Annotated in this window: 13 protein-coding genes and 1 tRNA gene; 7 read left to right on the top strand and 7 right to left on the bottom strand. The window is 76.6% G+C overall.

The features are described 5' to 3' along the window. The 3 genes from ATM99_RS11115 to ATM99_RS11105 form a co-directional block, all read left to right on the top strand. The coding region (locus tag ATM99_RS11115) for a YeiH family protein (RefSeq protein ID WP_062102985.1) at positions 1-1,047 on the top strand (1,047 nt) is incomplete at its 5' end. A gap of 167 nt (positions 1,048-1,214) precedes the next feature. Further along, entirely contained in the window at positions 1,215-2,288 is a 1,074-nt protein-coding gene (locus ATM99_RS11110; RefSeq protein ID WP_062102984.1) for a methyl-accepting chemotaxis protein, read from the top strand. A 263-nt stretch (positions 2,289-2,551) separates the two neighbouring features. Further along, complete coding sequence (locus ATM99_RS11105) at positions 2,552-3,478, top strand: PHB depolymerase family esterase (RefSeq protein WP_082659613.1); 927 nt, start codon at positions 2,552-2,554, stop codon at positions 3,476-3,478. 293 nt (positions 3,479-3,771) lie between these two features. On the opposite strand, the gene ATM99_RS11100 is transcribed toward ATM99_RS11105, so the two are convergent. From ATM99_RS11100 to glp, 4 genes are all read right to left on the bottom strand, one after another. Then, a tRNA-Ala gene (locus tag ATM99_RS11100) sits at positions 3,772-3,847 on the bottom strand. Between the two features lie 103 nt (positions 3,848-3,950). Continuing rightward, positions 3,951-5,111, bottom strand: coding sequence for a hypothetical protein (locus ATM99_RS11095; RefSeq protein ID WP_062102982.1), 1,161 nt, complete (start codon positions 5,109-5,111; stop codon positions 3,951-3,953). Between the two features lie 93 nt (positions 5,112-5,204). Continuing rightward, positions 5,205-5,807: a GNAT family N-acetyltransferase gene (locus tag ATM99_RS11090; protein WP_062102981.1), complete on the bottom strand. Its 603-nt coding sequence runs from the start codon at positions 5,805-5,807 to the stop codon at positions 5,205-5,207. A 38-nt stretch (positions 5,808-5,845) separates the two neighbouring features. Continuing rightward, a complete protein-coding gene (gene glp, locus ATM99_RS11085; protein WP_062102980.1) occupies positions 5,846-7,090 on the bottom strand; it encodes a gephyrin-like molybdotransferase Glp in 1,245 nt (414 codons plus the stop codon). A gap of 134 nt (positions 7,091-7,224) precedes the next feature. On the opposite strand from glp, the gene ATM99_RS11080 reads away from it, so the two are divergent. Continuing rightward, a complete protein-coding gene (locus ATM99_RS11080) occupies positions 7,225-7,887 on the top strand; it encodes a 5-formyltetrahydrofolate cyclo-ligase (RefSeq protein ID WP_062102979.1) in 663 nt (220 codons plus the stop codon). Between the two features lie 59 nt (positions 7,888-7,946). Here ATM99_RS11080 and ATM99_RS11075 read toward each other — a convergent pair whose 3' ends face one another. After that, positions 7,947-10,517 carry a penicillin acylase family protein gene (locus tag ATM99_RS11075; RefSeq protein WP_062102978.1) on the bottom strand — a complete coding sequence of 857 codons (2,571 nt, stop codon included), beginning with the start codon at positions 10,515-10,517 and terminating at the stop codon, positions 7,947-7,949. A gap of 199 nt (positions 10,518-10,716) precedes the next feature. Here ATM99_RS11075 and ATM99_RS11070 point away from each other — a divergent pair, with 199 nt between their 5' ends. From ATM99_RS11070 to mscL, 3 genes are all read left to right on the top strand, one after another. Then, a complete protein-coding gene (locus ATM99_RS11070; protein ID WP_062102977.1) occupies positions 10,717-11,064 on the top strand; it encodes an FmdB family zinc ribbon protein in 348 nt (115 codons plus the stop codon). Between the two features lie 180 nt (positions 11,065-11,244). Beyond that, positions 11,245-11,967, top strand: a complete 723-nt coding sequence (locus tag ATM99_RS11065; protein ID WP_062102976.1) for an SAF domain-containing protein — start codon at positions 11,245-11,247, stop codon at positions 11,965-11,967. Positions 11,968-12,010: 43 nt separating this feature from the next. Next, positions 12,011-12,658: a large conductance mechanosensitive channel protein MscL gene (gene mscL / locus ATM99_RS11060; RefSeq protein ID WP_062102975.1), complete on the top strand. Its 648-nt coding sequence runs from the start codon at positions 12,011-12,013 to the stop codon at positions 12,656-12,658. Between the two features lie 42 nt (positions 12,659-12,700). Here the strand turns inward: mscL and ATM99_RS19330 are convergent, their stop codons facing one another. Both ATM99_RS19330 and ATM99_RS11050 read right to left on the bottom strand, forming a co-directional pair. After that, positions 12,701-12,844 carry a hypothetical protein gene (locus tag ATM99_RS19330; protein ID WP_190278822.1) on the bottom strand — a complete coding sequence of 48 codons (144 nt, stop codon included), beginning with the start codon at positions 12,842-12,844 and terminating at the stop codon, positions 12,701-12,703. Positions 12,845-13,406: 562 nt separating this feature from the next. Continuing rightward, on the bottom strand, positions 13,407-13,759 hold a 353-nt coding region (locus ATM99_RS11050), incomplete at its 5' end, for a hypothetical protein (RefSeq protein ID WP_223305006.1).

Below are 13,759 nucleotides of genomic sequence, written 5' to 3'. Positions count from 1 at the left end.
CCGCCCGGGACCCCGCCACCGGACGACGCCACCGGGAGCCGGAGAGGGCGCGCCCGCGCGCTCGTCCCCGGGCTCGCGCTGTGCGCCGCCGCGACCGCCTCGTCGCTCCTGGCCGCTCGGCTCGTGCCCGGCGTCAGCCCGCTCGTCGTCGCGATCGTGCTCGGCGTGCTGCTGGTCAACACGGTCGGCGCGCCCGTGGCCGCCGGGCCGGGCGTCGCCGTCGCCGCACGCCGACTCCTGCGCCTGGGCGTCGTGCTCCTGGGCCTGCGGCTGTCGCTCGCCGACGTCGGCGCGCTCGGCGCACCCCTGCTCGTCGTCGTCGTGGTCGTCGTCGTGGGTGGTGTGCTCGGCACGCTCGCGCTCGGGCGTCTGCTGCGCGTCCCGTCGCACCTCGCGACCCTCGTGGCCTGCGGGTTCTCCATCTGCGGCGCCGCCGCCGTGGCCGCCGCGGCCGGCGTCACCGACCCCGACGACGAGGCCGAGCAGGACACCGTCACCGCGGTCGCGCTCGTCGTCGTCTTCGGGACGCTCATGATCGCCCTCGTGCCGCTGGCCGCGCCGCTGCTCGGGCTGCACGACGAGCGCGCGGGCGCGTGGGCCGGCGCGTCGGTGCACGAGGTCGCGCAGGTCGTGGCCGTCGGCGGTGCGCTCGGGGGCACGGCGCTGACCGCCGCCGTCGTCGTCAAGCTCGCGCGCGTGCTGCTGCTCGCCCCCGTGGTCGCCGCCCTCGCGGTGCACCGCCGCCGGGTGGCGCGGGCGACCGGTGCGAGCGCCACGGCGGGGCGGACCCCGCCGCTCGTGCCGCTGTTCGTCGCCGGGTTCGTCGCGATGGTGCTCGTGCGGTCGCTCGTGCCGCTGCCGGCGGGCGTCCTCGCCGCGGCCGCGACCACGCAGACCGCGCTGCTCACGGCCGCGATGTTCGCGCTCGGCTGCGGGGTCCGCGTCGCCGCGCTGCGTGCGGTCGGGCTGCGGCCCGTCGCGCTGGCGGCGCTCGCGACGGTGTGGGTCGCCGGGCTCGCCGCCGTCGGCGTGCTCGTCGCGACCTGACGGGCCCGCCTCGTCACCCGCCCGGGTCCGTCCGGCGCGCGCGGGTGCCCCGGACGCGCCCGGTGCACCCGAACGGCGCAGGACGATCGTCCTGACTTGTGACCCGACGGGTCAGACCCGGTGAGGGGTGGCCGATCGGACGGCAGTTCCGTCCACGAGGAGACCCGATGTTCGCGACCCGCCGCCACCCCGTCCCCGACGACGTGGCACCCCTCGTCGCCCGGCTCGGCGCCCACACCGTGCTCGACGCGCTGCCCACGGCCATGGTCGTCACCGACGCGCAGGGCACGATCGTGCAGCGCAACCGCACCGGTGACGCGCTGTCCGGCCGGATCGTGCGCGAGCACGGCGCGCACGTCATGACCGCGCTGCGCGACCGCCTGGCGCAGACCGTCCGGACGGCCTCGTCGTTCCCCGTCAGCACCGTCATGTCGGTGCCGGTGGACTCGGGCTCGGTGGAGCTCCAGGTGACGGTCGACCGGCTGCCCGAGGGTTTCGTCGGCGTCTGGGACGACGTGACGGTGCAGCACCACCAGCAGCGCGAGACGCGCCAGGTCGCCGACGAGCTGCTGTCGGCGTCGACCGCCCTCACCACGCTGGCCGACCGGCTCGGGTCCGAGGCCGACGACGTGTCGGCCCGGGCCGGGGCGGTCGCCGCGGCGTCCGAGCAGATGTCGGCGAGCATCCACGAGATCGCGGTCGGCACGACCGCCGCCGCCGACGGCACCGCGCACGCCGTGGAGTCCGCCGCGACCGCGAGCGAGCGGCTCGCCGAGCTCTCGACGGTCGTGGGGCGCATCGGCGCGATGAGCAAGCTCATCACCTCGATCGCCGAGCAGACCCACCTGCTGGCCCTCAACGCGACCATCGAGGCCGCTCGCGCCGGGGCCGTGGGGCGTGGCTTCGCGGTCGTCGCGGGCGAGGTGAAGTCGCTCGCGGACCGCACGCACGAGGCGATCGGCGAGATCACCGAGATGGTCGACGCGATCACCGCGACCACGGGCCGTACGGCCGACGCGATCGGCGAGATCGTCGGACGGATCGACGACGTGCGCGAGCAGCAGGCGAGCGTCGCGACCGCCGCGCAGGAGCAGTCGGCGGTCGCCGACGGCATGAGCCGCGACATCGGAGCGGTCGCGAGCGCGGCGAGCACGACCGTGCTCGCCGTCGAGGAGCTCCGTGCGTCCGCCGACGGCGCGACGGGGCAGGCCGCGCGGCTCCACGAGCTGTTCGGCCGCTGAGACCGGGCCGGCTCCCTCGCCCCCCGGGGGAGCCGGCCCTCCAGGGCCTCGCCGTCGACCGTGGGACCGCCGCAGGACACGGAGACGCGCGAGGGAGATCCCCCGCACGCCCTCGCCGCGACGACCGTCGCAGCGTCAGCTCCGAGCCTCCGCCGGACCCGGGACGGGACAGATCGGTCACCGCTCCTGCGGCCGCACTGCAGAGCGAGCGGGAGCCCGATTGTCGCTTGCTCGATCCCGCTGACCTGCGCAACCATCCGCCCATGACGATGACGTCCGCCCGAAGGACCGGCGTCTGGGCCGCTGCCGTGCTGCTCCTGCTGGCTGCGTGCACCGGCGGCTCCGACGCTGCTGCGCCGACGCCCGCGGCGACCCAGGTCGCCCCGGGCGGCTCGGGCACCGTCGACCTCGACGACCGCACGTTCACCCTCGACGTCCCCTCCGGGTACGACGCCTCCGAACCCGCGCCCCTGGTCGTGTCGCTGCACGGCTACTCGGAGGTCGGAGCGAGCACGGCCACCTACCTCGGCCTGCGGGACCAGTCCGAGGAGAAGGGCTACCTGCTCGCCTCCCCGGAGGGCCTCGTCGACCGGGCGGGCAAGCAGTACTGGAACGCGACACCCGCCTGCTGCTCCTTCGACGGCGCCGACCCCGACGACGACGGCTTCCTGACCCGCGTCATCGAGACCGTCCAGGCGCAGTACGCGGTGGACCCGAAGCGGGTCTTCGTCATCGGGCACTCGAACGGCGCGTTCATGGCGCTGCGCATGGCGTGCCACCACCCCGACCTGATCGCCGCGGCCGTGTCGGTCGCCGGTGCGAACGACGCCGATCCGTCGGCGTGCACCCCGGGCCGGCCCGTCAGCGTCCTGCAGGTGCACGCGGACACCGACGAGGTCATCAGCTACCAGGGCGGCAGCGTCGGCCCGGGGGCCCCCTACCCGGGGGCTGAGCAGACGGTCGCGGACTGGCGGGCGATCGACGAGTGCGACGACAGCGCGACCCTGGGCACCGCAGACTACGACTCGACGCTCGCCGGCCCCGAGACCGTGACGAGCAGCTGGTCCTGCTCCCAGGGCACCGAGGTCGGCCTGTGGACGATCGTGGGCGGCACGCACGGCCCGACCTGGTCGGACGCGTTCGCCCCTGACGTGACCGCGTGGATGCTGGCGCACGGACGCCAGGCCTGACGTCGGGCGTCGGCCGACCTGACGGGGCGGCGGACCGCCCGGGGTCGCGTGGGGCTCCCGAGCAGGAGAACCGCGACCTGCGCCGCGCCGACGCTTCCTCACGACGGCTGCCAGCTGCTCGTGACCCGTCCGGGATCGCCGTCAGCGCGAGCACCCGCGACCTCGTCGCACGGGCCGGCCACGCCGTCAGCTCCGCCCGCACCCGGATACACGAAGGGCCCGCCGTGACCGGCGGGCCCTTCGTGACTCACTCTCTGCGACGCCGCTCACTCGTATGTCGAGTCAGAGCGTCATGGTGGAGCTGAGGGGATTCGAACCCCTGACCTTCTCATTGCGAACGAGACGCGCTACCAACTGCGCCACAGCCCCTTGAAGCGGGATCACACTAGCACCCCCGCGGCCCTGCCACGAAACCCGGCGTGGCCGTCGCGACGCACGTCACACGCGGTGCCCGACGTCCCGCCGCCGGGGCCTACTGCCCGGCTGCGCGGCGGCGCGCGAGCACCGCGTTGAGGTCGATGCTGCCGGTCGTCTCGGCCACGGGCTCGGCCTCGGCGGCCGGTGCGGCGACCTCGGGCGTCGGCGCGTCCGCGGGACGGCGTGCGGTCGACGCGTCGGCGCCGCCCTCGTCGAGCGGGGCCGGGTCACGACGCGGCGCGGGGGCCTTCATCGTGTACGTCGGACGCGGCACCGGCACGGGCGACCAGGCGTCCTCGTCGTCGGTCGTGGCGGACGCCGCGGCCACGGCCTCGGTCACGGCCGCGGGCTCCGTGCGACGCACGACGGGCACCTGGCCGGTGGCGTGCCGCGCGGGCCCGCTCGACTCGCCGCGGTCGGCGACGATGCGCTCGAACACCTCGGTGTGCGCGTCCGACGGCCGCACGGCGTAGCCGGTGACGAGCGGCACGGGCGCGTCGAGGTCGGTCTCGGTGCGCGCGACGGGCGTCGCACCGGTACGCGGGCGCACGACGGGCGTGGCACCGGTCCGGGCGCGCACCACGGGGGTCGCCCCGGTGCGGGGGCGCGACGCGAGGCGCTCCTCGCGCTCGATCGTCGCGGCCCACTCGGCGTCGGCGACCTGCCCGGCGATCACCGCGCGCCGGCCCAGCACGACGACCGACGCGAGCAGCGCGGTCGGCACCGTGCCCGCGAGCCAGGTCGCGGCGGGCACGAGACCCGTCACGAGCCACCCGGCGGCGGTCGCGGCGACCAGGACGGCCGCGAGCAGACCGCGTCGACGCGCAGCGGCACCCCGGCGCGCGGCCGCGGCCGCACGCGAGGCACGGGCCTGCGCCAGCCGGCGCGCGGCCTCGGCGGAGATGCGCTCGGGTGTGGCGTGCGGTCGGTCCACGGTCCTGCCTCCTGTCGCCGTGCCGGCGGACGTCGCCGGCACCCCCGTCCCCGGGGTGAGCAGTGATCTGGTGCTCGGGCCCCACATGCCGGCCGCCGCGGCACCGCGCCCCAGACGGCGGCGCGTGCTGCTCGCGACCGCCACGACGCGCAGCCCCGCGGAGAACCGGTCGTCGGCCCGGGCCTCCAGCAGTCGCTGCCGGTGCCGCAGGTGGTGCGGCACCAGGTACGCCGCCCACAGGCCCACCAGCGCGAGCGCTGCGAAGCCTGCGAGATCGTTCACGTCACGACGGTAGGGGCCCCGACGCCTGCGACGGCGCAACGGTGCGGCGTGTCGCGCCGACCCGTCCGACCAGGACGGTGCTAAGGGGACCCGTCAGGCGTGCGCGCGTCGCCGGTGCCACCGCGTGACGAGACCCTCGGGCACGTCCTCGGTCGTCAGGGCGAACGTGCGGTGGTCGCACCAGCGGCCCTGGATGTGCAGGTACCGCTCGCGCAGCCCCTCGTCGCGGAACCCGAGCTTCTCCACGACGCGCAGCGACGGACCGTTCTCGGGGCGGATGTTCACCTCGACCCGGTGCAGGCCCAGGACCCCGAAGCAGTGGTCGGTCGCGAGCGCGACCGCGGTCGGCGTGATGCCCTGCCCGGCGGCGTGCCGCCCGACCCAGTAGCCGATCGCGGCCGAGCGCAGCGACCCGTACTGGATCGAGGACACCGTGAGCTGCCCGACGAGCTCGCGCCGGTGGTCCACCGCGAACGGCAGGGTCTGGCCGTCGCGCGCCTGCGCCGCGAGCGCGCGCACGAACTGCCCGAACGTCGGCCGCGGGCCGCGCACCGGCTCGGGGCTCGTCGCGTCCCACGGCTCGAGCCAGCCCACGTTCTCGCCGCGCAGCCGCATCCACGCGTCCGCGTCACGGCGGCGCAGCGGGCGCAGCCGCACGTCGCCGTCGACCAGCTCGACGGGCCATCCGACCACCACGGTTCACGCTCCTTCCGCGCGACGACGTCGGGAGCGTCTCACCCCTCGAGGACGAGGCAGTGCAGCACGCTCCCCGGGTGCACCGCCAGGTCGCCCTCCCCCACGACGGCCAGCGCGTTCGCGTGCGCGAGGGCCGTGGTGGACGGTGCCGACGGGTCACCGATCGGGGTCGCACGGTACCCCTCGTCGGGGGATCCCAGCACGCTGGCGGGCACGAACTGCCGCAGCCCGGGCGGCGAGACCCAGCCCTCGGTGGCCACCGCGGCGACCGAGGGACGGAACAGCTCGGCGTGCCCGGCCATCGCGCGCAGCGCCGGACGCACGAAGACCTCGAACGACACCTGGGCGGCCACCGGGTGCCCCTGCAGCGCGAACAGCGGCACGGTGCGCGCACCCGGGTCGGTCACGTCGAGCCCGTGCGCGCCGACGGTGCCGAACCCGTGGCGCAGGCCCGGGGTCATCGCGACCTGGTCGAGCCGGACCGTGCCCAGCGGTGCGAGCACGTCCTTGACGGTGTCGTGCGCGAGCTCCGACAGCCCGCCCGTGAGCACGACGAGGTCGGCGCGCACCAGCTGGTCCTCGAGCGCCTCGCGCAGCGCGGCGCGCTCGTCCGGCACGACGCCCACGCGCACCGGCGTCGCGCCCGCGTCGCGCACGGCCGCCTCGAGCGCGTGCCCGTCGGCCTCGAAGACCGTCCCGGGCCGCGCGGCGCTCGTCGGCTCGATCAGCTCGGTGCCGACCGACAGCAGCACGACGCGGGGCCGCGGGTGCACCGGCAGCCGCCCGCGCCCCATCGACGCGGCCAGCGCGATCTGCCGCGCGCCCAGCCGGGTGCCCGCGGTGAGCACGGTCTCGCCCGCCCGCACGTCGGCACCCGCGACACGCACGTGCTGCCCGGCCGTCGCGACACGCTGCAGCGCGACCCGCGCCTGACCACGGTCCGTCTCCTCGACGGGCACGACCGCGTCCGCGCCCAGGGGCAGCGGTGCGCCCGACGCGATCCGGACGGCGGTGCCGCCCACGTGCCGCAGGCCCGCGGGGCTGCCCGCGTGCAGGTCGTGCGCGACCGGCAGGTCCAGACCGTGGGCGCCGGCGGCGTAGGTGTCGTGGGCCGCCACCGCGTAGCCGTCGCGGGCCGCCACGGCGACCGCCGGCACGTCGACGGGCGCGACGACGTCGGCGGCGAGGATGCAGCCCGTCGCGTCGTGCAGCACCACGTCGAGCGGGGACACGGGCGCCGCCGCGGCCAGCACGGCGGCGAGATGGTCCTGGACCGTCCTCATGCGCGCATTCTGCCTGCTGCGCGACGGCCCGCCGCGCGCCGCGGGCCCGTCGGGTCACGTCGGGTCACGTGCACGGCGCGACGAACATGACCTCGGTCCGGGCCCGGACACCGCGGCTTTGAGACACTGGGCCCATGAGCGCCGTCGCCCAGCCCCCCTCCCCTGCGGACGAGGTGGCGCGACGCGCACGACCCCGCGACCCGTCGGAGGAGAAGGACCGCCTGCGGCGCCGGATCCGCGAGCAGCGCGCGCACCGCTCGGCGCGCCAGCGTGCGGAGGTCGCGCAGCGGCTCGTCGAGGTGACGCTCACCATCCCCGAGGTCGCCGACGCGCGCTGCGTCAGCGTGTACGCGTCGCGCCCCGCCGAGCCCGGCACGGGCCCGCTGATCGAGGTGCTCGCGGAGCGCGGCGTGCGGCTGCTGCTCCCGGTGCTCGGCACCGGGCTGCAGCGCGACTGGGCCGAGTACGCCGGCCCCGACGACCTGCGCGAGCGCGCACCCGGCCGACCGCCCGAGCCGGGGGGCGATCCCCTGGGTGCGGCCGCGCTCGCGGACGCGGACGTCGTGCTCGTGCCCGCCCTCGCGGTCGACGCCGCAGGCGGCCGGCTCGGCCAGGGCGGCGGCTGGTACGACCGCGTCCTGCGGCACGTGCGCCCGGGAGTCCCCGTGGTGGCGCTCGTCCACGACGACGAGCTGCTGCCCGAGGTGCCGCGCGCACCGCACGACGCGCTGGTGACGGCCGTCGCGACCCCGACCGGCTGGCACCGGGTCGGCGAGGTGCCCGCGGCCGACGGCTGACGAACGACGGCACCCGTCGTCGGTCGCGCGGGGCCGCGTCGGTCGCGCACGCTGCCGCGTCAGCCGCGCGCGGGGACCAGGGTCTGGTGGTCGACCGCGTCGGCCTCGACCGCCGCCGGCGAGTACGGCCACGCGAGCTGCTCGCCGCGCGCCCACACCTCGAGCTGGTCGGCGTAGTGCACGCTCGCCGGGTGGCCCGACGTGCCGGTGAGGTTGACCCACGTCGAGGAGTCGAGGTCACCCAGGTCGACGACCATGCGCATCGACGGCGCGGACGTCACCGCGTAGGACCCGCTCGCGGCGTCCCAGCCCGTCGCGTCGACGATGGACGAGCCACCCCCGACCGGCTGCCCGGTCGGGTTCACGAGCCGGTGCAGGACGCCCGGGACGCCGGCGCCGCCCAGCACGGGGTGCTGCGGCGCGGCCACGTGCAGCTTGCCCCACGCCCAGTCCTCGGTGCGGCTGCCGAGCTGCGCGGTCAGCTCGTGACGTGCGGTCACGAGAGCCCGCGCGAGCACGTCGTCCCGGCCCTCGACGACGCCGGAGGTCGTGCGGTCGTCCCACCAGGGCGACGTGAGGTTCTCGAGCATGCCGCGCACGACCTCGAGCCAGCGCGAGCCGCCGTCGGGGGCGTGGCCGGCGGGCAGGTCATCGGCGAACGTCAGCTCGAGGACCTGCGCCCACACCGCGGCGAAGTACATCGCCGCGGGCGAGTCGGCGTCCATCGAGCGGTCCCACGTGCGCAGCAGGTCCTGACCGGCCGCGTCGAACGCGTCGTCCAGGTCGATCTCGAGCAGCGCGGGCACCAGGACGTCGGCGTACGGGCTGTGCCGGTCGGTCTGCAGCCGCGCGGTCGACGCGACGTCGACCTTGCCGCCGGCCGCGAGCTGCTCGGTCAGGACGTCGCGGATGCGCTGGCTGCGGTAGCCGTAGTCGGTGTCCCGCGCGAGGAACGGGCCGACGCCCGCGGGCGTCACGGCCTGGTTCGCGGCGACGACGAAGCCCTCGGCCGGGTCGAGCACGCGAGGCATGTCCGCCGGGTCGACCCAGCCCTGCCAGTCGTACCGCGAGTCCCAGCCCGGGCGCGGCCACGTGCCGTCGGACGGCACGGGGCCGTCCACCACGGCCCGCACGGGCACCCGGCCGGGCGCCTGGTAGCCGATGTGACCGTCGGTGGTCGCGAACACGATGTTCTGCGCGGGGACCTCGAACGCGACGGCGGCCGCGGCGACGTCGTCCGCGTCGGCGGCGGTCATCATGGCGAACACCGCGTCACCGGTACGGCCCGGCGTGAGTGCGGTCCAGGCCAGCGCGACCTCGAACCGCGACCCGGGCGCGTCCTCCGGCACCGGACCGCGCCCCACGCCGTCGAGGTCGAGGACGTCGGACACGATCGGGCCGTGCGACGTCGTCCGGACCTGGATCTCGACGTCCTCGCCACCCGCGACCGCGATGGTCTCGGTGCGGACCTGCAGCGGCCGGCGCTCACCGTCGAGGAGCACCCGGTCGCCGTCGACGCGCTCGAGGAAGAAGTCCGTGACGTCCGCGCCCATGTTGGTCAGGCCCCACGCGAGGTCGCCGTTGTGCCCGATGATCACGCCCGGCAGGCCCGCGAGCGCGAAGCCCGTCACGTCGAACGGGCAGTCGTCGGACACCTCGGCGCAGCGCAGGCCGACCTGCGACCAGATGCCCGGCGCGGAGATGCCCAGGTGCGGGTCGTTGGCCAGCAGCGGCTTGCCCGACGCGGTGTGCTCGCCCGCGACGACCCACGAGTTGGAGCCGATCCCCTCGCCGCGCCCGACGAGCTCGGGGACGGCCGCGAGGGCGCGGTCGGCGGCGGCGAGCGCCGCCTGCAGGTCGGCGTCGTCGAGCGGCAGGTGCGCCGGTGCGGCCGTCTGCTCGACGTCACCGACCGCGGGCGCCGACGTCACGATCGGGAGGTGCAGGTCCTGCGGGTAGGCGGGGAACAGCTCCTCGACGCGCGCGACGTCGGGCACCGCGCGATAGGTCATGGCGCGGGCGATCTCGTCGTCGTAGTTGGAGCGCAGGTCCCAGGCCATCGCCTTGAGCCACGCGAGCGAGTCGACCGGGTCCCAGGCGGCGGGAGCCCGCTGCGGCACCCGCAGGCCGAGCACGGTGTACTCGACCGCGATCGCCCCCGGGTCGCGGTCCGCCAGGTAGGCGTTGACGCCGTCCGCGTACGCCTGCAGGTACGAGCGCGTGTCCTCGGTCAGCAGGTCCCACTCCTGCTCGGCGACGCGGCGCCAGCCCAGCGTGCGGATCACCTTGTCGGCCTCGAGGGCCTGCTCGTCGGCGCCGACGAGCTCCGAGAGCCGGCCCGAGGTGACGTGCCGGCGGTAGTCCATCTCGAAGAACCGGTCCTGCGCGGTCACGTACCCCTGCGCGCGGAACAGGTCGTCGGTCGAGTCCGCGACGATCGTCGGGACGCCGCGGGCGTCGCGCGTGACCTGGACGTCGGCGCCCAGCCCCGGGACCTCCTGGGTGCCCGTGACCTCCGGCAGCGGCCGGCGGACCAGGAACGTCGTGACGAGCGCGGCGGCCACCAGCGCGAGCACGACGACGACCGCGACGACGACGAACGCGGTACGCACACGATGACGACGGGGCACGTTCGCAGGGTACCCGCGGGGCCGCTTGACGACAGGCGTAGTGTTGGCACTCGGACCCCGAGAGTGCCAAGCGGCGCCTGCACGGACGCGTGCACGGACGCCCGCACGGACGACGGGGCGGACGCACGTGCCGCCCGCGCTGCGACCGGGGATCGGATCGAGGACCGTCGGGGACGCCCGACGACGACGAGGAGCACCAGTGCCCACCTACGCCTACCGCTGCACGGCCTGCGAGCACGCGTTCGAGGTCCAGCAGTCCTTCACCGACGAGTCGCTCACCGTGTGCCCCGAGTGCGCCGGACGCCTGCGCAAGGTGTTCTCCTCCGTCGGCGTCGTGTTCAAGGGCTCCGGCTTCTACCGCAACGACGCCCGCGCGGGCGGCTCGACGGGTGCGTCGAGCACCGCGGGCACGTCCGGCTCGTCGTCGAGCACGGCCGGCGCGTCGGCGTCGAAGCCCGCCGAGAAGGCCGCGCCCGCACCGGCGTCGTCCGCACCGGCCGCTTCCTCCGCGTCGACGACGTCCTCGGCGCCGGCCGCGTCCGCCTGACGACCGCCAACCCTCCCACCACCCCGACGCCGCTCCCCCGCGACGGCCGGGTCGGGTCGCCCTGGCCCACCGGCCTCGAGGGGGCCTCCGAGCCGACCCCAGGCCCGGCCGGTCCGGCGGCCGCCACGGCCGCGCACCGGGTCCGCCGGCGTCGGTCCACGGCGGCCTAGCGTCCCGGGGGTGAGCCCGCAGCCGCCCCCGCCCCGTCCGGGCGCCGACGCGTGGTCGACGCCCGGCGCACCACCCCCGCTGACCGCCGTCCGGCCCGCACCGCGACGGCGGGCGCGGGTCGTGCTCTGGCGCCTGCGGGTGGTGGTGGCGGCGCTGTGCGCGGGGACGGCAGCCGCGGGAGCCGTGCACGCCGTGCGACCGCCACCGGCACCCGCCGTCGCCGTCGTCGTGCTCGCGCGCGACCTCCCGGCCGGCACGACGCTCGCGCCGACGGACCTGCAGGTCACGCGCGTCGCGCCCGGCGCCGCACCGGCCGACGCGGTCGTCGACCCCGCCGACGTCGAGGGTGCCGTGACCGCGGTGAACCTGCCCGCCCGCCTGCCGCTGGCGCCCGGGCTCCTGACCGACGCGACCCTCGCCGGCCCGCCGGGCACCGTCGTCACGGCCGTGCGGCTCGACGACCCCGCCGTCGCCGCCCTGCTCGAGCCCGGCCTGCGCGTCGACCTGGTGGCCGCGCGGCCCGAGGGCGGCGAGGGACGCACGGTCGCCAGCCGCGCGCTCGTGCTGCCCTCACCGGCCGGGACGACCGCGTCCGGAGGCGGAGGGCTGCTCGGCGGGGGTCTCTCCGACGACGACGCGCCCCCGGTGCTCGTGGCGCTGTCGCCGCAGGAGGCGCTGGCCGTCGCCGAGTCGTCCGCATCGTCCCGGCTCGTGGCGGTCGTCGTGCCATGATCGGCAGCACCAGAGGGTGACGGGGGCGAGAGGGAGGATTCCGATGTCGGACAGCATGCGCGAGGGCCTGCGGGGAGCGGGCGACCGGCTCCGCACCGTGGGCGGCAGCGCCCAGGTCAAGGGCGTGGCGAAGGTGTTCCAGGGGTTCAAGGACTTCATCTCCCGCGGCAACGCGATCGAGCTCGCGGTCGGCGTGGTCGTCGGCGCCGCCTTCACCGCGGTGGTCGGCGCGCTGCAGGACGGGTTCATCAGCCCGCTGATCGGCTGGATCTTCGGCAAGCCGAACCTCGCGAACCTGTGGAACATCGGGCCCTACACGTGGCGGACGCCGGGGCCCGGCGAGGACGCGATCGCCCCGATCCAGGTCGGTCTGATCCTCAACGCGCTCGTGCAGTTCCTCATCACGGCCGCCGCGATCTACTTCCTCATCGTCGTGCCGCTCAACGCGCTCGCCGCGCGCCGCAAGAAGGGCGTCGAGGACGAGCCCGCCGCACCCGCCGAGGACATCCTGCTGCTGCAGGAGATCCGCGACCTGCTGTCGCAGCGACTGACGCCCGCGATCGTCAACGACACCACGCCGTCGCCCACCGACCCCGCCGCCGGCTCGACGCACCTCGACCCGCCGCCGGCACCCGGGGCTCCCCCGGCGCCGGGCGCCCCGCCGAGCATCCCGCCCGGCACGCGCCCCTGAGCGACGCCCGCGCCGCACGGCACGGACGGGAGGCCGCCGCACTCACCAGTGCGGCGGCTTCTCCCTGCGCAGACGGTCGTCGTTCGACGACGGCTCCTCGCGGCCCCAGCCGTGGTCGGAGTCGTCGGCCGACCGCGCCGTGCGCCACAGGTCGTCCGTGACGCCGGCGGGCGCCCGGGGGGCCACCGGCGACGCGCTCGACGAGCCGGCCGGTGGCGGAGGCGAGGAGCTCGCGGGCGGGCCGGCCGGGGAGCCGGTGTGCGGGACGTCCGACGAGTCGGTGCGAGGGACGTCCGACGAGTCGGTGCGCGGGACGCCCGAGGAGCTCGTGCGCGACGCCGACGCCGACGAGTCCGTGCCCGAGGCAGACTCCCGGTCCCGTGGGCCGGCGCCCGGTGCACCGCCGGCCGCGGTGGGGTGCACCGACCGCAGGACGGACTCGTCCGTCCCGACCGTCCCCGACGGTCGCACGGCCCGGCGCGGACGACGCGGTGCAGCACTCACCCCCCGATCCTCCCACCGCCCGAGCGGACCCCGGCCGTCCGCCGCCGCTCCCCCGAGCCACGGCGCCGCACGCGTGCGCGAACGCCGGGTTCGGCCGCCTCTCGGACACGAGGAGCGGCCGAACCCCGCGTTCGCCGTGGGCTCCGCGTCGCGAGGACCGGGCGGACCCGGACGACGGGCGGCGACGACGCGCAGCGCCCGCCGGACGGGCGGATGACGTCGGACGGGCGGGTGACCGCAGCCGTCAGGTGAACGCGCGGGTGACCGCTGCCCGGACCGCCGAGTCGACGCGGTGGCTGCGGCGCGTGATGCCGAGCTCCGCGCGCAGCGCGTCGGCCAGCTGGTCCCGCGTGCGCTCGACGCCGTCCGACCGCAGCCAGCGGGCCAGGTCGTCGAGCTGGTCGTCGCTGTAGGCGTTGATCGGCAGGCCGGCCCGGACGTCGGGGCGCGGCGTCGTGCGCAGCGGCAGCACCAGCTGCTCCCCCAGCGGCGGCGTGTCGACGAACGCCTCGGTCTGCACGGGACCGGCCGGGCCGAGGTCCGACGCGCGGCGCACGACCGGGCCGTCGTCTCCCGGCTCCGCGGGCGCGACGTCGT

This window comes from Cellulomonas sp. B6 (genome assembly GCF_001462455.1).
Taxonomy (GTDB): Bacteria; Actinomycetota; Actinomycetes; order Actinomycetales; family Cellulomonadaceae; genus Cellulomonas.
This window is presented reverse-complemented; position numbering and strand designations above follow the sequence as displayed.

What these genes read in the sequence shown, in the direction of transcription:
- ATM99_RS11105 (WP_082659613.1), top strand. Translation starts at nt 2,552, where the DNA reads ATGACGATGACGTCCGCCCGAAGGACCGGCGTCTGGGCCGCTGCCGTG.
- glp (WP_062102980.1), bottom strand. Translation starts at nt 7,090, where the DNA reads ATGAGGACGGTCCAGGACCATCTCGCCGCCGTGCTGGCCGCGGCGGCG.
- ATM99_RS11080 (WP_062102979.1), top strand. Translation starts at nt 7,225, where the DNA reads ATGAGCGCCGTCGCCCAGCCCCCCTCCCCTGCGGACGAGGTGGCGCGA.
- mscL (WP_062102975.1), top strand. Translation starts at nt 12,011, where the DNA reads ATGTCGGACAGCATGCGCGAGGGCCTGCGGGGAGCGGGCGACCGGCTC.
- ATM99_RS11110 (WP_062102984.1), top strand. Translation starts at nt 1,215, where the DNA reads ATGTTCGCGACCCGCCGCCACCCCGTCCCCGACGACGTGGCACCCCTC.